The following is a 26,942-nucleotide window of genomic DNA, read 5'->3' on the forward strand; positions in this document are numbered from 1 at the left end:
GTCTATATCTCCTTCATTTAACTTACATTTTCTACATGATTTCTTAGATAAATCTTTCTTTTTACCATCTAAAATACTTTTGCCAGATTGTTTTTTCAATCTTTTCACTGTTGCATATGATAAACCTGTAATAATTGTGATAGTAGTAAGTTTTCTACCTTCTTCGATTAATTTGATTGCCATTTTTTTAGCAAAATCTTTTTCTTCTTTAGTCATTTTTGACTACCTCCTTAAAAATATATTAAGTATATTTACACTTTGATATATATTAACTTGATAATCAAAAAAATGGCTCAAAATTGGCACTTTATATGATTTTAATTGCTATATTTTATGGCTCATTTTATGTGACGTTTTACAAAGCTTTGTATCTTTTTTTGCTTAATTAATAATAAGTTTTTATTAATGGTACTTTAAGATTTTAAGGGGCAAAGCACAATTTTAAAAATTTTTAAAATGTATTAATGCTTTGCTCTTTTTCTATCTCATTTTCCTGTTTTTTTTCAAATTATGAAACCTTATTTAATTTATGTTTTACTAATGCAAATGTTCGTTCACTATTACTAAACCCATATGCATATGACTTTATTTTCTTTAATGCTGTATTCATTCTTTCTACCTTTCCATTTGAAAATTCTGAATAGATGAACATATTATCTATTTCTTTTTTCCATGCTTCTACTGTCTGTATTGCCTTGTAAAATTCTATTAATTCATTATCATAAATAAATTCTTTCAATGTTTCATATTTAGTCTGAAATGATTCTAATTCTTGCTTTTTAAATGTTTCTAATGCCATTTCTTTAGCTTGGTGTAATACTTTCAATCCTGGTATCTTATTTAATATTATTTCTAATCTATTTTTACCTTTTTCATCTAATTTAGATTCTCTACATGTTAATATTTTCCAATGTTTTGTTGTAGTTATAGAACATGCTTTGAATAAATCTATTCTGCCTCTTGAAAATGCCCACACAAAATTTCTAACTACATGAAATCTGTCCGCAATTACATTTATTGCTTCAAATTCACTATTAAATATATCTCTATATGTTTTCCATAAATCCATAGTAACATTTTCTACTGATTCATATCTGGTTTTTACTAACTCTAGTACAATTTTTTTTGTCCTACCATTAATTATATCTATTATATCGCATGTTTCGTGGTCTATTACTATAAATTGATAATTATAGGGTATATATTCTCTTTTAGCTCCATATGATGCTTCTAGCCTGCTTGGTGTTGATTTAAGAACATATTTAATCATACTAACTTCATCAACTCCAATAGCATATACTTTTCTTTTGCTCATATCTACTTCAATATTCTTTCTATAATTATCAAATCTTGCTTGAATATTAGTTATACTTTCTCCATATTTCCTTGCTACATCTGTATAATTTGAATTACTTTTGAGATCTAATATTATGCTATCAATGACATTATTACTAACTTGTATTTTACCTGTTTTATTAATTAAATTTTCTATAGTGGTAGCTTTACAATTCATACAATGGTATTTTTTCAAATTAGCCCGAATAAGAATTATTTTAGAGTTATATTTTCCATAATTTACTACTATATCATTAAATCCTTTACTACGAGTTAAATCTAAATTACAGATTTTGCACTTTGTTGTTTTAGTTGTAGACTTTATATGAAAACCTATATGTGTATTATTTTCATAAATATTTATTATATTAGTATTTTCAATGTTTATTAATATTTCTGTACTTTTTTTAGGGAAATTTGTTAAAATTGTTTCAAATATTCTTTTCTTTGTGTTATACTTAGTCATGGAATCACTCCTCAAAATGTTATGTAATTTTCTCAAAAACATTATACATTTTTTTGGAAATTGATTCCATTTTTTTTTGAATTTTTTTAACCTTTGCCCCTTAAAATCTTAAAGTACCTTATTAATTAATGAAAAAAGATTTCATATTAATACTATAATTATTAAAAAAAAGAAAGATTTAGAAGATGTTTTTTCTTTCTATTTCTTTCTCATTTTTTATTTTGCTAATTTAATTTCATTAAACAGTTTTTCTTGTTTAATTTTTGCTTCATCTGATAATTTCTTAGGTAATATAGCATTATTTATTACTTCCTCTTTAGTTAATATAGGTTTTATATCTGTTAATTCAGTTATACCTTTAACTACTGGTATTTGTCTAAATAATTCAAAAGTATGTACATAATTTTCAGGTCTATATAAATATTCTAAAAATTTATATGCATTTTCTTTATTTTTTGAATCTTTTAATATAGCCATATTATCTATATACATCATAGCACCTTTTGGTAAAAAGTAATCAAATTTACTTTCTTCGCTAGGTTCTATTTCATAAAATACATCTGGATATCCATGTGATACTACAAATTCTCCTGTTGCAAGTCCTTTACCATATATGGCAACATCAAATTTTGCTATATTTTTTTTCATTTTTATTAATAATTCTTTAGCTTCATTTAACTCTTTATCATCGCTTGAATCTGAACTATAACCTAAATGTTGTAATGTCATACCTATTAATTCACGACCATCATCAAGCAAAGTCATAGACCCTTTATATTTTTCATCAAGAAATATAGTTAAGTCTTTCGGGTAGTTTTTACCCACCACAGAAGTATTTACTGTTATTCCTGTTGCAAAATACCCATAAGGTATAGAATAATTAAGTCCATCATCATAGTTTCTTGAATACTCATATAATTTTAAACCATCTGTATCTAAATTATTAAAAGTTTTTCCTAATTTAGATTTATCTAATTTTTCTAAAAGATTTTGCTTTATCATTACTTCTATAAAATCTGTTGATGGTGAAACTATATCATATTGATCAGATGCCCCTGATAATAGTTTTGTCATTAATATATCATTAGTATCGTAGAAACTAACATTTACCTTTATACCTGTCTCTTTTTCAAAATTTTCTATAACTTTATCTGGAATAAATGATTCCCAAGTATATATATTTAAAGTATTTTTTTCTTCTTCGTTAGAACAAGATATTATAAACATACTCGTTATAATCATTATTAAAAGTCTAATCCATTTTTTCAATTAAAAATCACCTCACTTATTTTGCTAATTTAATTTCATTAAATATTTTTTCTTGTTTTTCTTTTGCCTCATCTGATAAACTAGATGGTAATTGTGCATTTTCTATAATTTCTTCTGCTGTAATTATAGGTTTTGTATCTGTTAATTCAGTTACACCTTTAATTACAGGTATTTGCCTAAATGTTTCAAATACATGAACATAATTTTCTGGTCTGTATAAATATTCTAAAAACTTATATGCATTTTCCTTATTTGGTGCAGTTGAAACTATTGCCATATTATCTATATACATCATAGCACCTTTTGGTAAGAAATATTCATAATTTTCTTCATGCTCGGTTTCATAAAACACATCAGGATAACCATGTGAAATTAAAAATTCTTCACTTGCTAAGCCTTTACCAAATGTTGTACTATCAAATTTTGCTAAATTTTTCTTAATCTTAATTAATTCTTCTTTAACTTTTTGTAATTCTGCATCATTACTAGAATCTGATTTATATCCTAAATGTTGTAGCATCATACCTATAACTTCACGACCATCATCTAACATAGTCATAGACCCTTTATATTTTTCATCTAAAAATATAGATAAATCTTTTTTATAATCTTTAACCTTAGATTTATTTACTGTAATACCTGTTGCAAAATACCCATATGGTATAGAATAATTAAGTCCATCATCATAAATCTTAGAAAATTCATATAGTTTTAATCTATCTGCATCTAAGTTTTCAAAGGTTTTCACTAATTTAGATTTGTCTAATTTTTCTAAAAAACCTGCATCTTTCATAATAGGCACAAAATCAGTTGATGGAGAAATTATGTCATATTGTTTACTCCCTGATAATAATTTTGCCATTAGTGTATCATTAGTATCATAAAAACTAATATTTACCTTTATTCCTGTTTCCTTTTCAAAACCTGCTATAACTTCATCTGGTATGAAGTAAATCCAAGTATAAATGTTTAACTCATTACTTTTTTCTTTGTTTCCCCCACAAGAAAAAACTGTTAGACATGCTAAACACATTAAAAATTTTAAAATTTTGTTCAATAAAAATCATCCTCCTTTTATTTATATAATCATATTTGATTAATCTATTTAATTCCCATAATAATATCTATTGCTAAATATGCATTATAATCTGGTATATATATATTTTGCATATTATTATATGCTGATTTTAATATATCTTTATTTGATTTATCTAAATTTATTATCTCTCTATTGTTATATGAGTAATAATTATTAGTATAAAAATATTTTGATAAACTATTATTTAATTCTGTAACTTTTTTTATATTTTCTACCTTTACATAACCAGTATTTTCAATAGCATTTTTCTTATCTGCTATATCTTTTTTAGCAAAAGAATATATATCTTTTGAATATTTATCTAAATTAGAAACTCCGTATACTATATTTTCATGTAAACCTAATTCTCTTAATATAGAAACTAATAAAGATAATTTATTAATATCTTTAGTTTTAAATTTCAAACTATGTGATACTATATACATTTCTTTTTTTACTTCTTTATAATTTGGATTATCTATGTTTCTATTTTCAGCTTTATATACTTCAAATTCAGCATTAGAATGCATTTTTCTAAGTTTATTTAATTTTGCTTTAGCTTTTTCGAATGACTGTTTACTATTTTTACCATTTTCTATGATATAAAGCGAAAAATCTTTGTTATAGTTTCCTTGCGAAGTTATACCATAATCATTTACTATATCTATATAATCGTTGCTAGTAATTCCCTTAACTCCTACTGTTAATCTAGTTTGATTTATTTTTTCAGTTTTATTTTTAACTTCTAAAACATTTCTAACTATTTTATTTGTTGTATAATTAAGTGTTTCTATATCTTCATATTTAATTTTTGCTAATTTTAATATGTCTTTAATCTTATTTAATGCTTTAACATTTTCAGTATTAGCATATTTAATACTTTTATCACTAGAAGTAGTTATATTAAAACTTATTTCAGCCATATCAGGCGTTATCATTTTAGATACCATAGATTTTATATTAAAATCTGATGAACTAGTAACTTCTTTTTTCCCATCATCTAATAAAAGAGTTACATCTAAATCATTTTCAACATATATCAAAGGTATTTCTAAATTAGGTTTTTTCTCAACATTTCTTGGTGCTGCTTTAAGTTCTGCTGATATTTCACGTTCATCATTTTCATCGTTATTTCTATATACTACCCTTTTATTTTCAGTTATATTTTTTATATTTTTTATCTTATATTCCTTACCAAGTAATAAAAGTGCTTTAGTTTTAGCCATATCTAATGATTCTTTATACAGTTTAATGTATATGTCTCTTAAATTAGACACCGTATAATCAATATGACCTTCTAAATATATTTCATTTTTATTGGCTATATCTAGCAAATCATTTAATTTTTCTAGATTATTTAATTTTAAAGAAATCTGATTTTTAACTACATAGTTATATTCTCTATCATATTCATTTTTTTCACTTTTATCAGCACCTGATAAATACATTTTACTATTTAGAATTTTTTCTATTTTTTTTAATTTTTTATCTATTTTATTAAGATTTTCTTTTTGAGTAGAACCTTTTTCAGTTAAGGTAAATACTAAGGTGTTATAATCTTTGTTATTATTATTTTTATTTGTATAAGAATAACCACTTATATCTGCTTTTATCAACTCAGATATTACATTTTCATATTCATTTACTTTAATATTTGTATGAAAAGATACTTTATTCGTAAATATTTTTTTTGGTTTTCCTACTGTATCATGTGTTTTAAAAAAATTAAAGTTCTTTGTTACTATATCGCTTACATTATATTTTTTTACTTGTTTCAAAAAATTTTCTATCTTATCATTGTTAATTTTTTGAGCCTTTTCTCTAGTTTTAGCTTTTGTTTCTACTGTAAAAACTATACTAGCCGTATCTGCTTTCACATTTTTAAAACTTTTATTATTAGTTTTAAATTCTACGGTATTGGCAAATAGCATAGGTGTTAGTAATAATAAAAGAGTAAATATTTTTTTATTCATAGTAATTTACCTCCTTAGCATTAAAATGCAGGTACTACTTCTCCATTATATTTTTCATTTATATATTTTTTAACTTTTTCTGATTGTAATAACTCAATTAATTTCTTTATTTTTTCATTATTTTCATTTTCTCTTAATACTGTTACTATATTAGCATAAGGTGAATCTTTACCTTCTACAAATATAGCTTTTTCAGGTCCTATTTTACTTGCCAAAGCATTATTTGTATTTATTACTGCTATTGTTGCTTCTTCTAATCTAGGCCCTATTTGTTCTGAGTTTAAAGTTGTTATATTAAGTTCAAAATTATATGTTTCTATATCTTCAACGTCTGAATCTAATTTAGAACTATCTTTTAATTTTAATAGTCCTGCATCTTGTAATAGTAATAATGATCTACCTCTATTAGTTGGATCATTTGGTATTAAAACTTCTATACTAGTTTCATTTTTTAAATCCTCTATACTTTTTATTTTTTCAGAATAAATTTTTAATGGTTCTAAATGTATACTTCCAGCACTAATCATATCTATATTATTTTCTTTTCCAAAAGAATTCATATATGGTATGTGTTGAAAGAAATTAGCATCTATACTTTTATCATTTAATGCTAAATTAGGTTGAACATAATCATTAAATACTACTACTTCTAACTTTATTCCTTCTTTTTCTAAATCTTCTCTTACTAATTCAACTATTTCTTTATGTGGTATAGGAGATACCCCTATTACTAATTTTTCTTTATTATCACTCCCACAAGCAAATAATACCACTGTTAAACAAATTGTTAATATTGTTTTTAAAATCTTTTTCATCTTATTTTCCCCTTTTCTTCTCTATATTTCTAACTAATTTTGTTCCAATAAATTGTATAATTTGTACTATTAAGATTATACATATAGTTGCCTTATACATAAGTTCTTTATCGCCTCTTTGGTACCCTTCTATTATTGCTAGATTACCTAGTCCGCCACCACCTATAATACCTGCTATCGCAGTATATGATACTAGCGAAATTAAAGTTAATGTTAATCCATTTATTATGCTAGGCATTGCTTCTGGAATTAATATTTTTAATATTATATCTTTAGGTTTGGCACCAATAGAAAGTCCCATTTCTATAAGACCATAACTAACTTCATTTAGAGCACCTTCAATTATTCTAGATATAAAAGGAGCAGTTGCTATTGACAATGGAATTATAAAGGCTGTTGTCCCGTAAGATTTTCCTACTATTGCTCTTGATAATGGTATAAGTAAAACTATTAATATAACAAAAGGTATAGACCTTGTTATATTTATTATTAATATATTTACAAATTTATGATACCATATTTTTTCTAATATTCCATTTTTTTTAGTTACTGATAATGATATTCCAATAGGTATTCCTATTATACAAGCCACTATCATAGAAACTATCAACATATACAATGTTTCCAATATTGAATTAATCATGTAAAACCTCCACGTCTATTTTATGTTCATTAAACCATTTTACTATTTCATCTGAACTATCTGTTTCAAATTGTACAATTAGATACCCAACTTTTTCTCCTTTTGATAGAGTATGTATACTTCCACCTAATATATTTATATCTATCCCAAATATTTTTGAAGCCTGTGATATATATGATTTATTTGCATGGGTTCCTAAAAAATGTAATATCCAAGTTTTAGAATTAGGCATTTCATCTTTTATTGTTCCTATTAGATTTCTAGTAAATTCTTCTTTAGGTTTAAGGAAAATTTCTTTTGTTTCGCCTTCTTCAATTATTTCTCCATCTTTTAAAACCGCTATTCTATCACACATTTTCTTTATAACTTCCATTTGATGAGTAATTATAACTATAGTTATGTTTAATTCTTTATTTATTTTTTTTAATAAATCTAATATATTATTAGCTGTTATAGGGTCTAGTGCTGACGTAGATTCATCTGATAATATAATTTCAGGCTCTGTTACTAATGCTCTTGCAATCGCAACCCTTTGTTTTTGTCCACCACTTAATTTACTTATATAGCTATCTTTTTTATCATATAATTCCACTAATTTTAAAACTTTTTCTATCTTCTCTTCTTTTTCTTTGTTAGTTAGCTTTTTATCTAATTCCAACGCTAAACTAATATTTCCATATACTGTTCTTGAACTTAACAAATTAAAATGTTGAAATATCATAGAAGTTTTTTTCCTTAAATCATATAACTCATTTTTAGTTATATTATTTAAAGATTTGGAATTAATTATTATTTCCCCATCATCTATATCTTCTAATTTATTTAAAAGCCTTATTAGTGTAGATTTACCTGCCCCAGATAAACCAATAACACCAAATATTTCTCCTTTTGATATATGCATAGTTATATTTTTCAATACTTTTTTATCTTCAAATGTTTTATTTACTTTATCTATTTTTATCATTTTTTCCTCCTATAAAAAAATCAGGCTATGTGCCTGATATAGTTTACAACTACGGCACACGCAAACTAGCTTGTGCCAAATATTACATTTGTTACAAGCTCAAACACATGTACATCATCATAAAATTAGTTGTAAATTGCATATATATTTCCTCCATTAATTTCAGTTGGTTGCTTAAATTATATACTTAATGACTTTATATTGTCAAGTTTTTTTTGTAGGAACATAAACAAATAAATATTAAAAAATTTAATTAAAGTATATAATAAAAAGTATAAATAAGGCTTTATTTATAAAAATAGAAGACCTTTAAACTTTCTAAAATTCTTTTGATTCCATTATATTTAATGAAACTAAATATGAAATAGCCATTATAAATAAAGAAATTACTAAATAAATACTATAATTTAATGAGTAAAGATTAACTATTTTTCTTAAGATTTCAATTTTTTTATAGTCAATAAATAAAGTTGTAAAAGAAAAAATAACAATAGCAAATAACATTACAGAAAATAATACTAATATTCCTTTATCTCTTCCAAATTTAAATATAAATGGTACTATCATAGAAAATAATATTGTAGAAATTATAAATGATATTAATATTATTAATATAATATTATCTGAAACAAAATTCTTATTTCCTATTACTTGTACACAAAGATTTAAAAATATTGCAATTATAAGCGAAAATATGTGTAAGTAGTATTTGCTTAATACAACTCTTTTTTTCCCGTTTAATACTGTAGCATAAATTAAAAAATTAGATTTTGTATCTTCTACAAAAGTAATAAGAACCATAGATAATACTTGTAACGAAATCAAAAAAGCACTTAATCCTATATTATTTTTCAATAAATATGATACACATAGAAATATTATCAAATTGAGTAATATATCTTTTTTTAACAGAATTATATCTTTTTTTATAAATCCTATCATTATACTCTTCCTTTCGATAATAAAAACATTAATTTTTCTAAATCTACATTTTCTACTATATAATCAGGATTATCTTTTAAAAGTTCATTTTTATTATTTATCAATACTTCCCAATGATATTTTGTAGATACTTTTGCTAAAATGGTTTTCTTATCTAACTTTTCAACTATATTTTCACTACATTTTAAAATACCATATTCATTTTTTATATCTTCAAAACAATCTCTCAATACAATACTACCATTATCAATCATAATAATATCATCTGCTATTTTATCTAAATCACTGGTAATATGTGTAGAAATGAAAATTGTATTTTCTTCATCTTTCATATATTCTAAAAATATATCTAAAATTTCTCTTCTAATAACGGGATCTAGCCCAGATGTAGCCTCATCAAAAATCAATAACTTTGGATTATAAGATAATGCAAATGAAATTTGTAACTTTTTTTTCATTCCTTTTGATAATTCTTTGATTTTTGAATTTAAAGGTAATTCAAATTTACTAATATACTGATAAAATAACTTAGAATCCCAATTTTTAAATATATCTTTTGCAACAATATCTAATTCTTTAACTTTCAATTCATCTGGAAAAAACATATCTTCAATGACAAAACCAACTTTTTCATTTAAATTATAATTTCTTCCTTTAGTATTTATATCAAATATATTTATATTCCCAGAATCAGGATGCAATATATCTAAAATCATTTTTATTACTGTTGTTTTACCTGCACCATTCTTTCCTATAAAGCCAGTAATATAACCTTTTTTTATTTCAAAACTTATATTACTAATTTCAAATCCACTCGAATATCGTTTAGATACACCCATTACTTCAATAGCATTATTCAAGACTAATCCTCCTTATACAATAATTCGAATAATTCTAAAATTTCTTCCTTATCCACTCCATATTTTTTAGATAACCCTACTACTTGTAATATATAACCTTCTATTTCTTGCATTTTAGCTTCATTTGCCAATGTTGTACTAGCAGAAGAAATATAACTCCCTTTTCCTTGTGTAGTAACTATATAGCCTTCTTCTTCAAGTTCATCATATGCTTTTTTTATTGTCATAATACTAATTTTAATATCACTTGCTAAAATTCTTATAGAAGGTAATTGTTCTCCATTTTTTAATTCTCCATTTAAAATTTGAGCAATTATATTATCTTTAATTTGCTTGTAAATAGGTTTACTACTAGTATTATTAATTATCATTTTCATATTTTTCTCTACTATTCTTTCTCTATTATCATACGTGTGTCATAGATTGTTATATGCTTATTATAACAGTATATAACAATTTGTCAAGTTTTTTATTATTGATTTTATTTTACTGCATTTTTTATAGGAATATAAATATTTTTAATGTAATTATAAATAAAATATTGTATAAAGTATCATAAGCCCTAATATAATTAAAACTAATACTTGTGTTGAAAAAGATGTTTTTTCATCTTTTTCTTTATTTACTCTCTTACCTTCTGAATAATATAACTTTTTTTCTTTTCCGTCTTTATAATATAAAGTTGCTTCTCCTTGTAATTTATCATCAACATAAGTTCTTTCTTCTCTATTACCATTTTTATAATAATAAATGGCTTTTCCATCTATTAAACCATCTACATATGTAAATTCTTCTTTATCTCCGTCATTAAAATAAGTTGTTGCTTTACCTTTTAGTTCTCCATCAATATATGTTCTTTCAATTTTATTTTCGTCATAAAAATAAGTTGCTTTACCTTCAACTATTCCATCTACATATGTAAATTCTTCTCTACTTCCATCTTTATAATATATTATTGCTTTACCCTGTAAAACTCCATTTACATAAATTCTTTCTTCTTTATCTCCATTTGAAAAATATAAAATTGATTTACCTTGCCTAACACTATTTTCATATGTAAATACTTCTCTTTCACCATCTTTGAAATATGCTGTTGCACTACCCTGTGCAACCCCATTTACATATGTTCTTTCTATTCTATCACCATCAATATAATAAAAAGTAGATTTACTTTGTCTAATACCGTCTACATATCTAAATACTTCTCTTTCACCATCTTTGTAATACATTGTTGCCTTGCCTTGTAATGCATTATTCACATATGTTGCTTCTTCTCTAACATTTTCATTATAATAAATAGTAGTTTCTCCTTGTGCTTTTCCATCTACATATGTAAATTCTTCCTTTTTAAAACCATTTTTATCATATAATATTGCTTTTCCATTTAACCTATTATTTTTATAAGTTCTTTCTTCATAATCTCCATTAACATAATAATAAATTGCTTTATCTTGTATATTATTATCTAAATATATAACTTCTTCTCTTTCACCAAAAGCATAAAACATAGTCCCTTTTCCTTGAAAAACACCATCTACGCTAATTCTTTCAATTCTATTTCCATTTTTATAATGAAAAATTATTTTATTTTGTGGTTCTCCGTCTATGTATGTGAACTCAGTTTTTTCTCCACTTAAATGATATAATATTGCTTTACCCTGTATAATGCCATCTACATAAGTTCTTTTCATTTTTTCCCCATTAGAGAAATAATAAGTTGATTTACCTTGTATCTTACCTGCTACATATGTAAATTCTTCCTTATCGCCATTTTTATAATAATATGTTGCTTTACCATGTCTTATTTCGTATAAATAAATATATTCTTCTTTATCTCCATTTGAAATATATGAAATTGCTTTACCTTGTGGTATTCCATCAATATATGTTAATTCTTCTCTACTTCCATCTTCATAATATATTATTGATTTTCCTTGTGGTATTCCATCGATATATATTAACTCTTCTCTACTACCGTCTTCATAATATATTATTGATTTTCCTTGTTTTTTACCATCAACAATATTAACAATTTCTTTAACTCTTTCATTTTCAGATTGTTTTTTAAAATTTTTCAGATTAGAGCAACTAATTATGCTTAACATGGTTAAAAATATTACTGCATATTTTTTCATTTTTATTTCTCCAATAATCTACCGTTCTTATATATTCTTTTTTCAGTTTTTCCATTTTTATAATAATAAGTGGCTTTTCCATCTATTAAACCATCCACATATGTAAATTCTAATTTATCTCCATTTGAATAATAATAAAAGGCTTTGCCTTGTGTAACTCCATCAATATAGTTGGCTTCTATTTTATCTCCACCTTTAAAATAATAAGTAGCTTTTCCTTGCTTAATATTCTTTATTACATTTACTATTTCTTTATCTCCATTAGGGTATTTGATTGTTTTTGAAAAAGTTATAACGCCTGTCATTGTTAATAATATTGTTATAATTTTTTCATTTTACTTTTCACTTATTAAATCTCTTTTTTTATATACTCTTCTTTTTATCTTATTATTTTTATATTTTATTTTTAATGCTTTTCCATCTTTAAAATAATAAATTGCTTCTCCTTGTAATACTCCATCTACATAATTTCTTTTTTCTTTAATTCCATTTGCAAAATATAAAATCGATTTGCCTTGTGCTACTCCATTTACATACGTAAACTCTTCTTTATCTTTATTTTTGTAATAATATGTTGCTCTACCTTGTAATTTTCCATTTATTATTTGAGCTTCTAATCTATCACCATTTTTAAAATAACAAATTGTTTTACTATGTACTTCTCCATCTACATACGTTTTTTCTACTTTATCTCCATTTGTAAAATATAAAACCGATTCGCCTTGAGCTTCTCCATCTACATATGTAAATTCTTCTCTATCTCCATCTTTAAAGTAAGTTGTTGCTTTACCTTGTAATACACCATTTATATAAGTTCTTTCTATTCTATCTCCATTTGAAAAATATAAAGTTGATTTACCTTGTAATACTGCATCAATATATATAAATTCTTCTTTATTTCCATTTGCAAAATATAAAATAGACTCACCTTGTACTATTCCATCTACGTACATAAATTCTTCTTTATTTCCATTTTTATAATAATAAGTTGCTTTACCTTGTAATACTCCATCTACATATGTAAATTCTTCTCTATCTTCATCTTGATAATATATTGTTGCTTCGCCTTGTTCTATTCCATCAACATATTTTTTTTCTTCTCTATCACCATTTTTAAAATAATAAGTTGATTTCCCTTGATTAACATTCTTTACTACATTTACCATTTCTTTATCTCCGTTGTCATATTTAATTATGTCAGAAAAAGTTATAATGCTTATCATTGTTAATAACATTGTTATAAATTTTTTCATTTTTAATTCTCCAATAGTTTTCCGTCTCTATACATTCTTTTTTCTGTTATACCATCTTTATAATAATAAGTAGATTCTCCCTGAATTATACCATCTATATACATGTATTCTTCTTTATCTCCATCATTATAAAACATAGTGGCTTTTCCTTGTTCTACTCCATCAAAATATATTGCTTCTTCATAATTATTGTTAGAGAAATAATAGTTTGTTCTACCATTTACTATTCCATCTACATAAATAATTTCTCTTTTATCTCCATTATTGTAAAATATAGTGGCTTTCCCTTGTACTATTCCAGCTACATAAGTAAATTCCTTTGTATATTCATTTGAATGAAATGAAGCTTTCCCTTGTACTATTCCATCTACGCATGTTGATTCTTCATAATCTCCATCAACAAAATAATACATTCTTTTTCCTTGAACTACTCCATCTACATAAGTAAATTCTTCTTTATCTCCATTTGAATAAAATATAGTAGATTTTCCTTGTTCTATTCCATCAACATATGTAAATTCTTGTTTATATTCACTTGAATAAACAGTAGCTTTTCCTTGTAATTGTCCATCTACATAAATTCTTTCTTCTTTAGTACCATCAGCATAAAATACCGTTGATTTGCCTTGTAACACTCCATCTATATAAATTCTTTCTACTTTATCTCCATTTGCCATGTATATATTTGATTTACCTTGCAGTAACCCATCTATATAGATTCTTTCTTCTTTAGTACCATTTGGAGAATATAAAATTGATTTACCTTGTAGTACTCCATCTACATAAATTCTTTCTTCTTTACTTTCATTTAAAAAATATAAAGTTGATTTCCCTTGAATTTCACCATCTATATATGTAAATTCTAATCTATAACCATTAGTAGAACAGTAAACTGCTTTACCTTGTAGTATATTATCTACATAATTTCCTTCCCATCGGTTTCCATCATGATAATATATTATTGCTTTTCCTTGCTTCATATCATCTATAAAACTGAATTCTTCTCTATTTCCATTTTTATAATAAATAATAGATTTATTTTGTATAACCCCATCTACATATGAAAATTCTTGTTTATATTCGTCTGAATAATAAAATGCTTTACCCTGTAACACATTATCTATATAATTTGATTCCCATCTATTTCCATCATGCGTATAATAAATAGATTCTCCTTGTATTTCCCCATCTACATATGTAAATTTCTCTTTATCTCCATTTGAATAATAGTAAGTGGCTTTACCTTGTTTAATCCCATTTTCTATATTTACTTCTAATCTATCTCCATTATCGTAATATTCTACTTTTTCCATACTTATAAAACTCCTATCATTTATATTTTATATAATTTACCATCTTTATATATTCTTTTTTCTATTTTACCATTTTTATAATAATATGTGGCTTTACCTTGTAATACTCCATCTATATATTTAACTTCTTCTTTATCACCATTCTTATAATATTTAATTGCCTTTCCTTGTAGTACTTCATTTATATAAGTTGCTTCTGTTATATCTCCATTTGAATAATAATAAATAGTTTTACCTTGTACTTTTCCATTCACATAATTAAACTCTTTTTTATCTCCATTTTTGTAAAAATAAGTTGATTTACCTTGTAAAACCCCATTTACATAAATAGCTTTTTGTATAATTCCATCATTAAAATAATTAATTATTTCACCATTTAAAACTCCATCTACATAAGTTGCTTCTGATTTCGTCCCATTTGAATAATAATAAATTACTTTACCGTGTGGTACTCCATTTACATACTTTAATTTCTTTTTATCTCCATTTTTATAATACTCTACTACTTCATCTTTAGGTATTCCATTTACATAAAATGATTCTTGCATGGTTCCATCAGAAAAATAATAAGTGGCTTTACCATCTAATACTCCATCTAAATATGTAAATTCCATTCTATTTCCATTTTTTAAATATTTTATTGCTTTTCCGTATAAAACATTATTTACATAAGTCCTTTTTTCTTTATCTCCACCTTTAATATATAAAATAGCATCACCTTGTATTTTACCATCAACAAATTTTATTTCTTCCTTATCTCCATTCAAAAAATAAAAAGTTGCCTTACCTTGTAAAACATTATTCACATAGGTTCTCTCTATTTTATCACCATTTGAAAAATATAAGATTGATTTGCCCTGTATTACACCGTCTACATAATTTAATTCTTCTATATCTCCATCTTCAAAATAATAAATTGATTTACCTTGTTTCACACCATTTACTACGTTTACTATTTCTTTATTTCCATTGTCATATTTAATTGTTTCTGGAAAAGTTAAAATGCTTATCATTGCTAAGACTATCATTAAAAGTTTTTTCATTTTTATTTCTCCTTATCAACTTAATTAATTATATCACCAGACAAAATTATATATTTTTTAAACTTATTTTTCAATAGGTTTTTATTAATTAATTTTAAATTGTATTCAAGAAAATAAATTTTTACTTAATACAAATTCTAAAATTTAATCATTTTTATTTACATAAAGAAACTCTTATTCATCCCAACTTTGGTGATATACTATTGATTTTTTCAATACTCCATCTACATATATTCTCTCTTCTTTTTCTCCATTTGAAGTATATAAAACTGATTTACCTTGTTTAACTCCATCTACATATGTAAATTCTTCTATATCGCCATTATCATAATAAAATGTTGCTTTACCTTGTGCTTTTCCATCAACATATATTCTTTCTAATTTTCCACTCTCAAAATAATAAATCGCTTTGCCTTGTATTACACCATCTACATAATTTAATTCTTCTTTATCTCCATTATCATAATAATATATTGCTTTACCTTGCTTTACACCATTAACTATATCTACTACTTCTCTATCCTCATTAGAATATTCAAATGTTTTTGAAAAAATTATATTACTTTCCACTTATTAGTTCTCCATCTTTATATATTCTTTTAATTATTCTACCATCTTTAAGATATAAAGTTGATTCTCCTTGTACTACTCCATCTACATATGTAAATTCTTCTCTATACCCATCTTTACTATAATAAACCGCTTTACCTTGCTTTACACCATTCACTATATTTACAGTTTCTTTTCGTACATGTTTTGGCAATATACTTGAACAACTAAATAAACTTAATATACTCAAAATCAATAATATTTTTTTCATTTCATTAATTCTCCATCTTTATATATTCTTTTAATTATTTTACCATTTTTAAGATATAAGGTTGATTTTCCTTGTAAAATATCATCAACATATATACATTCTTCTTTTGAACCATCCCAATAATATCTAATGGCTTTACCTTGTTTTATTCCATCTATAAGTATAAATTTTTCTCTTTCTCCCCTTGAAAGATATCTAATCGCTTTACCTTGTGGAATATTATCTACATAACTAAATTCAATCCTTTCACCATCTTTTTTAATTATTGTTGCTCTCCCTTGAAATACTCCATTTATATAAACTGCATTTTCTGTATCTCCATTACTATAATATAATATTGATTTTCCTTGTGGTACTCCATTTACATATGCAAATTTTTGTTTATCTCCATTTTTAAAATAATGAGTTGCTTTACCTTGTGGTAATCCATCTACATATCTAAATTCTTGTCTATCTCCATTACTGTAATGGGTTATTGCCTTTCCTCGTAATATTCCATCTATCATTTGAGATTCTATTTTATCTCCATTTTTTTGATAATATACAAATTGCCCATTATATACTCCATTTACATAAGTTCTTTCTACTCTATCCCCATTTAAAGCATAAAAAATTGCTTTACCTTGTGGTACTCCATCTACATATGTAAATTTTTCTTTATCCCCATTTTTAAAATAATAAGTTGCTTTACCTTCTAATATGTTATTTATATAATTTCTTTCTAATTTATCACCATTTTTAAGATATATAATTGATTTACCTTGTACTTTTCCATCTACATATGTAAATTCTTCTTTATCGCCATTATTATAATACTTTATTGATTTACTTTGCGGAATATTGTCTACATAATTAAATTCAACTCTATCTCCATCTTTTTTAATTATTGTTGCTCTCCCTTGTAATGCTCCATTTATATAAACTGAATTTTCTATATCTCCATTTTTTAAATATGCTATAGTTTTTCCTTGTGGTACTCCATCTATGAACATATATTCTCGTCTATTTCCATCAGGTGAATATATAATCGCTTTGCCTTGTGCTACTCCATCAATGTATGTAAATTCTTTTTTTAACCCTTTTTTCAAATAATAAGTTGATTTCCCTTGCTTTACACCATTAACTACATTTACTATTTCTTTATCTCCGTTGCCGTATTTAATTGTTTCTGAAAAAGTTATTATGCTTATCATTGTTAATAATATTATTATAATTTTTTTCATTTTTTACCCCATATTTCTATTTATACTCATTAATTCTTCTATTAGTATCTTTTTCTTTTAGGCTTTGTCTCTTGTCATAATTCTTTTTACCTTTGGCTAAAGCTATCTCTACTTTTATATATCTCCCTTTTGCATATACAGAAATAGGAACTAGTGTTAGTCCCTTTTCTTTTGTTTTTTCCTTTAATTTTTGTATTTCTTTTTTGTTCATCAAAAGTTTTCTGGGTCTTGTAGATTCAGTTTCATTATTTATATTACCAAAATCATAAGGGCTAATATGCATATTTAGTATGAATAATTCATCTTTTATTATTCTTACAAATGCTTCTTTTATACTTAATTTAGAAAGTCTTATAGATTTAACTTCTGTTCCTACAAGTTCTATTCCTGTTTCATGTTTTTCTAATAGAAAATAATCAAAACTTGCCTTTTTATTTTTTGCATATACCATATTACACCTCTTTTACAAATACTTTACCATCTTGTATATTAGTTGATATAACTTTAACTCTAACTTCATCATTTAAATTATATTCAATATCAGATAATATCTCTGCTTCTACATAATTTGATAAACTTACGAATACTCTATCATTATGTACCCAAGTTACTCTTGATATGTATTCTTGACCTATATAGTCAGTCATATACTCACTTAATTTAATACTTTGTGCATCAAATTCTACCCTTTGTGCATCTCTTTCAGTTTTAGAAATATGCTTAGAGATAAAATCTAATTTCTTATTTATTTTTTCTTTTTGATATTCATTCATGTATTTATTTAAACTCTTATCTAAAATTCTATGAACTACTAAGTCTGAATATCTTCTAATAGGTGAAGTAAAGTGTAAATAATGCTCTAAACTTAAACCGAAATGTCCTTTATCATCTTTTGAATATATTGCTTTTTGCATAGATCTTAATATTAATTTATGTATAAAATAACCATATATTTCACCCTTAGTTTTATCTATTATTTTTTGTAACCTACTAGTTAATTTACTAGGGTTAGCTACTGATAAACCTATTGCAACTAATTCCTTATTAAGTTCATTCATAGATTCTAATGTTGGTTTTTCATGTACTCTATATATACCAGGTATATTAGCATAGAATAAATAATTTGCTACTGCTTCATTAGCTGAAACCATGAAATTTTCAATTAAAACTTCTGCTTCTTCTCTAACTCTTAATTTTATATCTACTAATTTTTGCTTTTCATCTAGTATAAGTTTTAATTCAGGGAATTCAAATTCCATAGCACCACGACTTTTACTAATATCACTCATTAAATTAGATAATTCATTCATATTAAGTAACATATCCTTATATTTATGTTCTGCATTTCCTTTTAAAACTTCATTAACTTCAGTATATGTGCATCTTTTATGACTAACTATTACTGATTTGAAAAAATCTGTTGATATTAATTTAGCTTTCTCATCATATACTAACTTCACAGTAAATGCTAGTTTATCTTCATTAGGATTTAATGAACAAAGGTCATTGGTTAGTCTTCTAGGTAACATAGGTATTACTCTATCATATAGATATATTGAATTTCCCCTTTGTAAAGCCAATTTATCTAAAATTCCATTTTCTTTTACATAATAAGAAACATCAGCAATACTTACATATAGTATATAATGATTTCCATCTTTTTCAAGATAAACCGCATCATCTATATCTCTTGTATCTTCTCCATCTATGGTAATATGTGCTAAATGTCTTAAATCTTTACGGTTTTTTAGTTCATCTTCAATATTTGCTACCTTTAAATCATCAGATGCTTTTAACTCTTCTTTACTAAATTTTCTACTTATTCCCATGGAATCAAGTCTTGCATTAACAACATTAGTTGCTAAATCATTTGCTCCATATACCCTTATAACTTTGGCTTCTGGTTTTTTATCTTCACTTCCCCAGTTTGTAATTTTAATTTTTACTATATCATTTTCTTTTGCTTTTAAGATTGCTCCCTTTTTAATATATACATCTTTTGCAAGATTATCTACCGTTACAAAAGAAAAGTTCTTACTATTATTTATAGTTCCAACAAATTCATCTGTATGCCTTTTTATTATTTTAGTTATTATAGCTTCATCACGACCCTTATACTTCGTAATTCTAAACTCTACTTTATCTTTATCTGCTGCTGTTTTCATATTTCTACCTGCAACAAAATATTTTTCAGTTTCAGTTAGTATAAAACCATAACCATTTCTTGTCATTGATAATTCACCAATCTTATTTGACATTTTTCACTTCCTTTAATAGTTGATTTCTAAACTCAACCGTATTTTTGTGTATTACTACATTTCTATCAACTAACATTTTTAGTTTATAGTTTAGTTCCATAAGTATTCCCTTATTTAAATCTTTAAATACTTCTTCCCTTATTTTTTCTACACCTTCATAATTTCTACCATATTCTATACCATCTGATATATATACTATTTTTTCAATATCACTCATATTTTTTTTACCTACTGTATGATATCTAACTGCTGATAAAATTTCTTCATCAGTTATATTAAAGTATTTTTTTAAATACTCTGCTCCTGCAAATCCATGCAATATATTTTTTTGATAAATTCCATCTATATCATCTTTAAATTTATCTCCAACTAAACTTATCATTTCTTCTAAACTTAATTCTTTTGCTATATCATGATAATATGCAGCTAATACTGCCTTAGTATCAACATTATATTTTTCACACAATATTTTTGCCATTTGCTTAGTCCTAACACTATGCTCATATCTTTCATTAGATAATATTTTTTTTAAATCCATATTTTCTCCACTTACTTTTAAAAAAAGCCTTTAATCTCATAGATTAAAAGCATTTTTATTAATTATAAAATATATCTATTATTTCACGCTCTACTCCACAATCGTTATTATCATATTTAGTAATATACTTGGCAACTTTTTTTAAACTATCTACTGAGTTTTTCATTGCATAACCATAACCTACTTCTTTTATCATATCAATATCATTTTCAGCATTACCAAAGGCTAATATTTCATTCATTTCTATACCTAATTTACCAACTAAATGCTTCAATGCATTTGCTTTATTAATCCCCTTGGCTGTTACTTCAACCAAAATATTCTCATTTCTGGCTTGTGTTACTTTAGTAGAATACTTACTATTATTTATTAAATCATATATATCGTTTACTTCTTTTCCAGTTGCAAAAAACATAAGTTTTAATTTTTCTTTTGGAAAATCTTTTATATCATCTATTTCATACCCTGTTGTAAAATTAACTTTATTTTCTAAATCAACTCTTTTATCATAATTATATGTAATTAATTTATTCCATTTATGTATAGAAATAGGGTTAGTAAATCCTGCATTAATAACTAAATTAATTATACCGAATGCTATTTCATCATCTATTATATTTTGATATATAATTTTTTCTTCTAAAACATCATATATTTCAGCCCCATTATGTCCTATTACATATCTAACTTTATCTTTAATTCCTAATTTTTCTATTAAAGTTACTATACCAGCAGTCCCTCTACCACTAGCAAACACTATCTTTTTACCTGTTTCAAAAATTTTATCAACATATGACAAATTATGCTTATAATGTGTGTCATCTAAAAAAGTTCCATCAAAATCTATTGCTATTAATTTTATCTTATCTTTCATATTCATACCACTAACCTACAAATTTACTTAGGCTTTCAACCCAAGTTTTTATTCTTTCTTCTGTTTTTTCAGGTTCATTCATATGATCAATTGGTAGTCCTATAAATTTATTATCTATAATTGCAACTGATTCGGTAAAATCATAACCATCTGTATCTACAAAACCTACAATTTTAGCTCCTTTTTTCTTACATTTATCATAAAGTAATCTTAATCCATCTACAAAAGTATCTGAAAATGCTATTGCATCTCCCGTACCAAGTAATGCTATAGGTCTTTCTTTAAGATTAGGTAATTCATCTATAACTGCCATCCAATCATCTTGAACGTCTCCTAATCCCCAAGTTGATGCACAAAAAATTAAAAAATCAAAATCATCCATATCATCTATTCCATCTGCAACGTCAAACATTTCAGACCCTTCTATATTATCTCTTAAAATTTCTGCAACTTCTTCTGTTACTCCTGTTGTTGTTCCATAAAATATTCCTACTGACATTATTCCTCCTAATTTTTATTTTCTATTTATTTCTCTTAATCGTTCTTTTTGAACTGTTACAAAATGTGCAACAACTGAATTTCTCTCTAATTCTGACATTTCATCTAAAGATAATCATACAGTTTCATCATTAAAATTTTTTATCATTAAATTTACTATTCATAACAAAATCTATCTCTTAATAACTTTTATTTTACTCTATTATTTCTATTATACCATTTATACATAAATATTTATAGTTTAAAAAATATGCATTGTTTTTTTAATGCATATTTTATAATATTTCTAATATACTATCATCTGATAATATATTTTCCCCATTTTCTAATTCTTCTTTTAATTTTACCTTAATTTGATTTGGCAATGACTTTATATATACATTATCATATCCATACTTTTCAATATTTGTTTTAGTTAATTTTAATACATTTTCAGGTATAGTTATATTATGTTCTAAGCTTACAAAATTCTCTTTTTCTTTTATATTATTATCTATTAATATTACTTTTTCAAACCTTGATAAATCTATTTCTTTTTTTATATTCGTTTTATCTATTATTGCAAATTTTTGATTATCATATTTTGTTGATATATAATTTTTAATTAATTTATCACTTATATTTAAATTCGTAAAAATCTTTTCATTTGATTTATTAGTCTCATATATAGCAAAGGTTTTAAATAATAAATGATAATGCTCATTTTTAATATTTATATCTCCTGTAATATTTTGACTACTTAACAATAGATTTTTATCATCTTTAAATAATATTGATAATGCTTTTTTCTCTATGCTATTATATTCTCTAACTCCTATTAACATTTTTTTAATTTTATTAAAAATATTAACATCATTTTTTTTATAACTTGTAAAACTGTAGTCTCTTTTTATTAATATTTCAACACTATTTATATCTTCACTATTTTTTACTTTCTCTACCTTTATATTATATTGGTAATTATAGAATTTATTAGATTGTATTAATACTCTTGCTATATTATCATCTAATTTAGAAACATATTCTCTATTTTTATATATCAAAACCCTTTGTGCCTTTAATTCTAAAGTCAATTCATCATCTAAATTAATTTCTTTATTAGTATAAAAGATTGATTTCATAGGATAACTAGTACCATATAGAGAATTTAAATACTCAAATTTATCATCTTTTAATAAAGATTCTTTCATGTCTTCTATATATATTTTAGTATAAAATCTACCCTTATATTTATTAAGATTTATCTTATACACTATGTCATAAAAAGTCTTATCTTTTAATTCATCATTAAAAAACCAAACTGCACCCCTATTTGTATAACCTTTTTGACTTATATCAAAACTTAAATGATTTTTCTTTTCTCCTATAAGTCTTTGATTTTCTATTATTACATTTTTAGTTAAAAATACAGGAGTTGGATTTCCAAAACCAAATGGTTTTAGTAATTCTAAGGTCTTATAAAATTCATAAGACATTTTATTAATACTAATAGACTTATCTATGCTAATTACTTTACAAAAATCATCTTCTTTTAAATTTTTTCTGGCATACTCATTTATTTTCTTTTTAAATTCAGGTATATTTTCAATTTTAATTGTAAAACCTGCAGCTCCTTTATGTCCACCATATTTAACTAATAAATCTGAACAATATTGAAGTGCTTTAGTAATATCAAAATTAGAAATACTTCTACAAGAAGCAACTGCTATACCCTCATTAGTTTTTTCTTCTAATATTATGCTTGGCTTATAGTACATATCAACTATTTTTGCTGCTACTATACCTATAACACCATGATGGTAAGTAGGGCTACTACTAATTAAAATAAAATCATCTATATCTTCTAATTCCTTTTTTGCCAACTCAAATATATCATTTTGTATTTGTTTTCTTTGAGAATTTTTAGATAATAGTTCATTTATTATTACTGATATCTCTCTTTCATTTTGTGATGTTAATAATTTTACTGCTAGTTTTGCATCTTGTAATCTACCAGCAGCATTAAATACTGGACTTATTGCAAAGCCTATATCTGCTGTAGTATATTCATCTTTTTCACTATCAAATAGTTTATCACATAACATTTTTAATCCTAGATTAGTAGTATTTGCTAGTCTTTCAAGACCAAACTTAACTATTATTCTATTTTGATTTATAAGCGAAACTACGTCTGCTACTGTTCCTAATGAAACTATATCAATATATTTAAAAGCATCTTCTCTCTTGTCATATATTTCAAATAGGCTTATAAGGAGCATAAAGGCCGTACCAACGCCTGCCAAATCATTAAAGCTATACTTATTCTCTAATCTTTTAGGATTGACCACAGCGAACGCATTAGGCACTATGGGGTTTAACAAAGTATGATGGTCTGTAATAATAGTTGTAAGTCCCAATTTATTTGCATATTCAATTTCTTTATATGAAGTTATTCCACAATCAACAGTTATAACTAAATCTACATTATCTTTTTTTATACTCTCTAATGCTTCCATATTTAATCCATAACCTTCATCTCTTATGGGAATATAGTAAGTTATATTAGTTGCACCAAGTTCTTGTAAACCAAGATAAAGTATAGAAGTTGCAGTTATACCGTCAACATCATAATCTCCATATATACAAATTCTCTCATTATTTTCTATGGCTTTTTTTACTCTATCTCTAGCCTTAGTCATATCATATAAAAGTTTAGGATCTTCTAAATTTTCTAGTTTAGGTTGCAAAAAATTAACTATATCTTCTTTTTTAGTGATATTTCTTGCCGCTAATATGCTAAGTATATCTTTATCAACAGAAAGATTAGTTTTTATTACATTCCCTTTTTTTAAATCCCACTTTGTCTTTTTCATATTTATAATATAATTAAATTATATCTCCTTTTCTTAATTTCATTAATGTATCTAATTTGCAGATTGATATTTTTTAACAGCTTTAAACCACAGTTTATACACCACAAAACTTAATATCACTGTGGAAAGCATATATGCTATCATATACGACGAATTTACTTCTCCTTTTAATATATTAATAGGTGCATTATATACCATTAAATATGATAATCCATAAATAAAAACATACCTTATTGCCTTAGGGTATATTTTAATTGGCTTTGAACCCATATCATCTAATTCTTCTGTATATGCCATTATTGAGTTTGCCTTTTCAAAATAGAAAACTAGTATAACTAATAATCTATTAACTAAGAATATATACCATGCCCCTATAAAAAGCATTAATGTGTATAACAAAATTCCAGTTATTGTTAAATTTTGAAAAGTAAATAAATATATTTGTAAAAATATATATAATATTGCTGTTATTAAACTTTGTAAATCTATACCATTAAAAGTATAGTACCAAAAAGAATTAGTTGGTCTTATTAAATCATAATCTAATTCTCCAGATAAGACTCCAAAATAAATTTTTTCTTGCCCTTTTAAAAATACAGAATAACTTAATGGTATTATTATATTTCCTGTAACAATTAAATTAAAATATTCTATTCTAGTAAGTCCACCTAATGTATCTGTATATTCAAAAAATACATAGCCTGAAAGTATTTGTAAAATAAAAAATAGGTTAACTATAAAAAACATTATTATAGAAGTGGTTCTAAGTGATATAGTTTCCATTACACTTATTTTTAATAATCTCATAAATATTTTTATATTCATACCTATGCACCCATACCTTCATAAGTTTTTATACCTTTTTTAAGTAATACAAAATACATTGTTCTAAATAAAATAATCCATAATATACATACTACTATATAAGAAATAGTTTCATTTATACTTATACTTGATTGTATTGTTTTAGTTAAACCAAATACTATTATTCCAAATGGATTATATTTAATCATTCTAAATATATTCATTGGAAGTACATCTAATGGAAAATATGTTCCTGACGTAATAAAATATATTCCATTTAATAGTCCTACTAAAGGCCATGTTTCTAGCATCCAAAAACCTAAACAAGATAATACTGACATTAAATAAAAACTCATTAAAAATACTAAAATAAATAGTATTATAGTTAATAAATAATTATATGAAAAAATATTTTTACTAAACATTGTAATAAGCATAAAGAAAAATCCTAATTTAATTATGTTTTCTCCCAAATGATAAAAAAAACTTTCCTTTATTATGCTTATAGGTCTAATTAGTAGCATACTAAATTTACCAGTATGCACTAAATTCCCTAATCTTGTTAAATTTTTGAAATCACAAATATAGTGTATTAAATTAGCAATTAAAATGTATATTATCATTTCTTTTTTAGTATAACCAGAAATAATTTCATTTCCAGATGATACATACACTCCTTGCCAAAGAAAAATATTAACCATAATTGAAAAAATATAAAGTATAAATCTATTAACTAAATTAAATCTATAATTAAACCCTATTAATACTTGATTTATTAAAATTTTAAAGTATTTTTTCATATTACCCCTTACTAAAAATTTCAAATATGATTTCATCTACTTCTCTTGTATTATTATCTATTTCTAACACATTATCTAAATGCATTTCAAATTTATTTTTTTCTAATTTGGTCCATTTAATAGTGTCATCTTTTATAGGAAATTCATCATTAGTTGTTGTTATTACATATTTTCTTTCTACCTTAT

28 protein-coding genes are annotated in these 26,942 nt (G+C 24.5%); all 28 read right to left on the reverse strand.

Features of this window, described 5'->3' with window-relative positions; translation table 11 throughout:
- The coding region (locus tag AWT72_RS03260) for a hypothetical protein (protein ID WP_156285953.1) at nt 1-216 on the reverse strand (216 nt) is incomplete at its 3' end.
- A gap of 292 nt (nt 217-508) precedes the next feature.
- The gene (locus AWT72_RS03265) at nt 509-1,801 is read right to left on the reverse strand and encodes a transposase (protein ID WP_067140773.1); all 1,293 of its coding nucleotides are present in this window, start codon (nt 1,799-1,801) and stop codon (nt 509-511) included.
- A gap of 216 nt (nt 1,802-2,017) precedes the next feature.
- Nucleotides 2,018-3,070, reverse strand: coding sequence for an extracellular solute-binding protein (locus AWT72_RS03270; protein WP_067140780.1), 1,053 nt, complete (start codon nt 3,068-3,070; stop codon nt 2,018-2,020).
- A 16-nt stretch (nt 3,071-3,086) separates the two neighbouring features.
- A complete protein-coding gene (locus AWT72_RS03275; protein ID WP_231724046.1) occupies nt 3,087-4,127 on the reverse strand; it encodes an extracellular solute-binding protein in 1,041 nt (346 codons plus the stop codon).
- 44 nt (nt 4,128-4,171) lie between these two features.
- The gene (locus AWT72_RS03280) at nt 4,172-6,121 is read right to left on the reverse strand and encodes an SIMPL domain-containing protein (protein ID WP_067140784.1); all 1,950 of its coding nucleotides are present in this window, start codon (nt 6,119-6,121) and stop codon (nt 4,172-4,174) included.
- 20 nt (nt 6,122-6,141) lie between these two features.
- Nucleotides 6,142-6,936, reverse strand: coding sequence for a MetQ/NlpA family ABC transporter substrate-binding protein (locus tag AWT72_RS03285; RefSeq protein WP_067140785.1), 795 nt, complete (start codon nt 6,934-6,936; stop codon nt 6,142-6,144).
- Between the two features lies 1 nt (nt 6,937).
- Nucleotides 6,938-7,579 carry a methionine ABC transporter permease gene (locus AWT72_RS03290; RefSeq protein WP_067140786.1) on the reverse strand — a complete coding sequence of 214 codons (642 nt, stop codon included), beginning with the start codon at nt 7,577-7,579 and terminating at the stop codon, nt 6,938-6,940.
- Complete coding sequence (locus AWT72_RS03295) at nt 7,572-8,543, reverse strand: methionine ABC transporter ATP-binding protein (RefSeq protein ID WP_067140787.1); 972 nt, start codon at nt 8,541-8,543, stop codon at nt 7,572-7,574. The genes AWT72_RS03290 and AWT72_RS03295 overlap by 8 nt, the downstream gene beginning before the upstream one ends.
- A 318-nt stretch (nt 8,544-8,861) precedes the next feature.
- Nucleotides 8,862-9,485, reverse strand: coding sequence for an ABC-2 transporter permease (locus AWT72_RS03300; protein ID WP_067140792.1), 624 nt, complete (start codon nt 9,483-9,485; stop codon nt 8,862-8,864).
- Nucleotides 9,485-10,345 carry an ABC transporter ATP-binding protein gene (locus AWT72_RS03305; RefSeq protein ID WP_067140794.1) on the reverse strand — a complete coding sequence of 287 codons (861 nt, stop codon included), beginning with the start codon at nt 10,343-10,345 and terminating at the stop codon, nt 9,485-9,487. The genes AWT72_RS03300 and AWT72_RS03305 overlap by 1 nt, the downstream gene beginning before the upstream one ends.
- 2 nt (nt 10,346-10,347) lie before the next feature.
- Nucleotides 10,348-10,722, reverse strand: a complete 375-nt coding sequence (locus AWT72_RS03310; protein ID WP_067140797.1) for a GntR family transcriptional regulator — start codon at nt 10,720-10,722, stop codon at nt 10,348-10,350.
- Nucleotides 10,723-10,872: 150 nt separating this feature from the next.
- Entirely contained in the window at nt 10,873-12,480 is a 1,608-nt protein-coding gene (locus AWT72_RS03315) for an MORN repeat-containing protein (RefSeq protein WP_067140799.1), read from the reverse strand.
- A 2-nt stretch (nt 12,481-12,482) separates the two neighbouring features.
- Entirely contained in the window at nt 12,483-12,785 is a 303-nt protein-coding gene (locus AWT72_RS03320) for an MORN repeat-containing protein (RefSeq protein ID WP_067140800.1), read from the reverse strand.
- Between the two features lie 30 nt (nt 12,786-12,815).
- A complete protein-coding gene (locus tag AWT72_RS03325; RefSeq protein WP_067140803.1) occupies nt 12,816-13,733 on the reverse strand; it encodes an MORN repeat-containing protein in 918 nt (305 codons plus the stop codon).
- A gap of 2 nt (nt 13,734-13,735) precedes the next feature.
- Nucleotides 13,736-15,046 (reverse strand): MORN repeat-containing protein, encoded by a 1,311-nt coding sequence (locus AWT72_RS03330; RefSeq protein ID WP_067140805.1) that lies wholly within the window; start codon nt 15,044-15,046, stop codon nt 13,736-13,738.
- A 20-nt stretch (nt 15,047-15,066) separates the two neighbouring features.
- Nucleotides 15,067-16,089 (reverse strand): hypothetical protein, encoded by a 1,023-nt coding sequence (locus tag AWT72_RS03335; protein ID WP_067140814.1) that lies wholly within the window; start codon nt 16,087-16,089, stop codon nt 15,067-15,069.
- 174 nt (nt 16,090-16,263) lie between these two features.
- Complete coding sequence (locus tag AWT72_RS03340) at nt 16,264-16,659, reverse strand: MORN repeat-containing protein (protein ID WP_067140819.1); 396 nt, start codon at nt 16,657-16,659, stop codon at nt 16,264-16,266.
- Nucleotides 16,649-16,909: a toxin-antitoxin system YwqK family antitoxin gene (locus AWT72_RS03345; RefSeq protein WP_067140820.1), complete on the reverse strand. Its 261-nt coding sequence runs from the start codon at nt 16,907-16,909 to the stop codon at nt 16,649-16,651. Before AWT72_RS03345 ends, AWT72_RS03340 begins: the two co-directional genes overlap by 11 nt.
- Nucleotides 16,906-18,132, reverse strand: coding sequence for an MORN repeat-containing protein (locus AWT72_RS03350; protein ID WP_067140822.1), 1,227 nt, complete (start codon nt 18,130-18,132; stop codon nt 16,906-16,908). The genes AWT72_RS03345 and AWT72_RS03350 overlap by 4 nt, the downstream gene beginning before the upstream one ends.
- 16 nt (nt 18,133-18,148) lie before the next feature.
- Nucleotides 18,149-18,583, reverse strand: coding sequence for an SsrA-binding protein SmpB (smpB, locus tag AWT72_RS03355; protein WP_067140825.1), 435 nt, complete (start codon nt 18,581-18,583; stop codon nt 18,149-18,151).
- 1 nt (nt 18,584) lies between these two features.
- Nucleotides 18,585-20,390: a ribonuclease R family protein gene (locus AWT72_RS03360; protein WP_067140828.1), complete on the reverse strand. Its 1,806-nt coding sequence runs from the start codon at nt 20,388-20,390 to the stop codon at nt 18,585-18,587.
- On the reverse strand, nt 20,380-20,928 hold the full coding sequence (gene yqeK / locus AWT72_RS03365; RefSeq protein ID WP_067140831.1) for a bis(5'-nucleosyl)-tetraphosphatase (symmetrical) YqeK: 549 nt from the start codon (nt 20,926-20,928) through the stop codon (nt 20,380-20,382). The genes AWT72_RS03360 and yqeK overlap by 11 nt, the downstream gene beginning before the upstream one ends.
- A gap of 58 nt (nt 20,929-20,986) precedes the next feature.
- Entirely contained in the window at nt 20,987-21,802 is an 816-nt protein-coding gene (locus AWT72_RS03370) for a Cof-type HAD-IIB family hydrolase (protein ID WP_197407598.1), read from the reverse strand.
- Nucleotides 21,803-21,812: 10 nt separating this feature from the next.
- Entirely contained in the window at nt 21,813-22,301 is a 489-nt protein-coding gene (locus AWT72_RS03375) for a flavodoxin (protein ID WP_067140838.1), read from the reverse strand.
- A gap of 274 nt (nt 22,302-22,575) precedes the next feature.
- The gene (gene recJ / locus AWT72_RS03380; protein WP_067140841.1) at nt 22,576-25,152 is read right to left on the reverse strand and encodes a single-stranded-DNA-specific exonuclease RecJ; all 2,577 of its coding nucleotides are present in this window, start codon (nt 25,150-25,152) and stop codon (nt 22,576-22,578) included.
- 51 nt (nt 25,153-25,203) lie between these two features.
- Nucleotides 25,204-25,977, reverse strand: coding sequence for an ABC-2 family transporter protein (locus AWT72_RS03385; protein WP_067140844.1), 774 nt, complete (start codon nt 25,975-25,977; stop codon nt 25,204-25,206).
- A 2-nt stretch (nt 25,978-25,979) separates the two neighbouring features.
- Nucleotides 25,980-26,756 carry an ABC-2 family transporter protein gene (locus AWT72_RS03390; RefSeq protein WP_197407599.1) on the reverse strand — a complete coding sequence of 259 codons (777 nt, stop codon included), beginning with the start codon at nt 26,754-26,756 and terminating at the stop codon, nt 25,980-25,982.
- Between the two features lies 1 nt (nt 26,757).
- Nucleotides 26,758-26,942 (reverse strand): hypothetical protein (locus tag AWT72_RS09630; RefSeq protein ID WP_197407600.1); only part of this gene is annotated, 185 nt, incomplete at its 5' end.

It is taken from the genome of Oceanivirga salmonicida, assembly GCF_001517915.1.
In the GTDB taxonomy this organism is placed as follows: Bacteria; Fusobacteriota; Fusobacteriia; order Fusobacteriales; family Leptotrichiaceae; genus Oceanivirga; species Oceanivirga salmonicida.

Bases quoted from the DNA above. Each gene is read 5' to 3' on its own strand.
- AWT72_RS03315 (WP_067140799.1), bottom strand. From the start codon at position 12,480: ATGAAAAAATATGCAGTAATATTTTTAACCATGTTAAGCATAATTAGT.
- AWT72_RS03290 (WP_067140786.1), bottom strand. From the start codon at position 7,579: ATGATTAATTCAATATTGGAAACATTGTATATGTTGATAGTTTCTATG.
- AWT72_RS03325 (WP_067140803.1), bottom strand. From the start codon at position 13,733: ATGAAAAAATTTATAACAATGTTATTAACAATGATAAGCATTATAACT.
- AWT72_RS03390 (WP_197407599.1), bottom strand. From the start codon at position 26,756: ATGAAAAAATACTTTAAAATTTTAATAAATCAAGTATTAATAGGGTTT.
- yqeK (WP_067140831.1), bottom strand. From the start codon at position 20,928: ATGGATTTAAAAAAAATATTATCTAATGAAAGATATGAGCATAGTGTT.
- recJ (WP_067140841.1), bottom strand. From the start codon at position 25,152: ATGAAAAAGACAAAGTGGGATTTAAAAAAAGGGAATGTAATAAAAACT.
- AWT72_RS03345 (WP_067140820.1), bottom strand. From the start codon at position 16,909: ATGAAAAAAATATTATTGATTTTGAGTATATTAAGTTTATTTAGTTGT.
- AWT72_RS03320 (WP_067140800.1), bottom strand. From the start codon at position 12,785: ATGACAGGCGTTATAACTTTTTCAAAAACAATCAAATACCCTAATGGA.
- AWT72_RS03295 (WP_067140787.1), bottom strand. From the start codon at position 8,543: ATGATAAAAATAGATAAAGTAAATAAAACATTTGAAGATAAAAAAGTA.
- AWT72_RS03310 (WP_067140797.1), bottom strand. From the start codon at position 10,722: ATGAAAATGATAATTAATAATACTAGTAGTAAACCTATTTACAAGCAA.
- AWT72_RS03330 (WP_067140805.1), bottom strand. From the start codon at position 15,046: ATGGAAAAAGTAGAATATTACGATAATGGAGATAGATTAGAAGTAAAT.
- AWT72_RS03385 (WP_067140844.1), bottom strand. From the start codon at position 25,977: ATGAATATAAAAATATTTATGAGATTATTAAAAATAAGTGTAATGGAA.
- AWT72_RS03300 (WP_067140792.1), bottom strand. From the start codon at position 9,485: ATGATAGGATTTATAAAAAAAGATATAATTCTGTTAAAAAAAGATATA.
- AWT72_RS03280 (WP_067140784.1), bottom strand. From the start codon at position 6,121: ATGAATAAAAAAATATTTACTCTTTTATTATTACTAACACCTATGCTA.
- AWT72_RS03370 (WP_197407598.1), bottom strand. From the start codon at position 21,802: ATGAAAGATAAGATAAAATTAATAGCAATAGATTTTGATGGAACTTTT.
- AWT72_RS03375 (WP_067140838.1), bottom strand. From the start codon at position 22,301: ATGTCAGTAGGAATATTTTATGGAACAACAACAGGAGTAACAGAAGAA.
- AWT72_RS03350 (WP_067140822.1), bottom strand. From the start codon at position 18,132: ATGAAAAAAATTATAATAATATTATTAACAATGATAAGCATAATAACT.
- AWT72_RS03285 (WP_067140785.1), bottom strand. From the start codon at position 6,936: ATGAAAAAGATTTTAAAAACAATATTAACAATTTGTTTAACAGTGGTA.
- smpB (WP_067140825.1), bottom strand. From the start codon at position 18,583: ATGGTATATGCAAAAAATAAAAAGGCAAGTTTTGATTATTTTCTATTA.
- AWT72_RS03265 (WP_067140773.1), bottom strand. From the start codon at position 1,801: ATGACTAAGTATAACACAAAGAAAAGAATATTTGAAACAATTTTAACA.
- AWT72_RS03360 (WP_067140828.1), bottom strand. From the start codon at position 20,390: ATGTCAAATAAGATTGGTGAATTATCAATGACAAGAAATGGTTATGGT.
- AWT72_RS03335 (WP_067140814.1), bottom strand. From the start codon at position 16,089: ATGAAAAAACTTTTAATGATAGTCTTAGCAATGATAAGCATTTTAACT.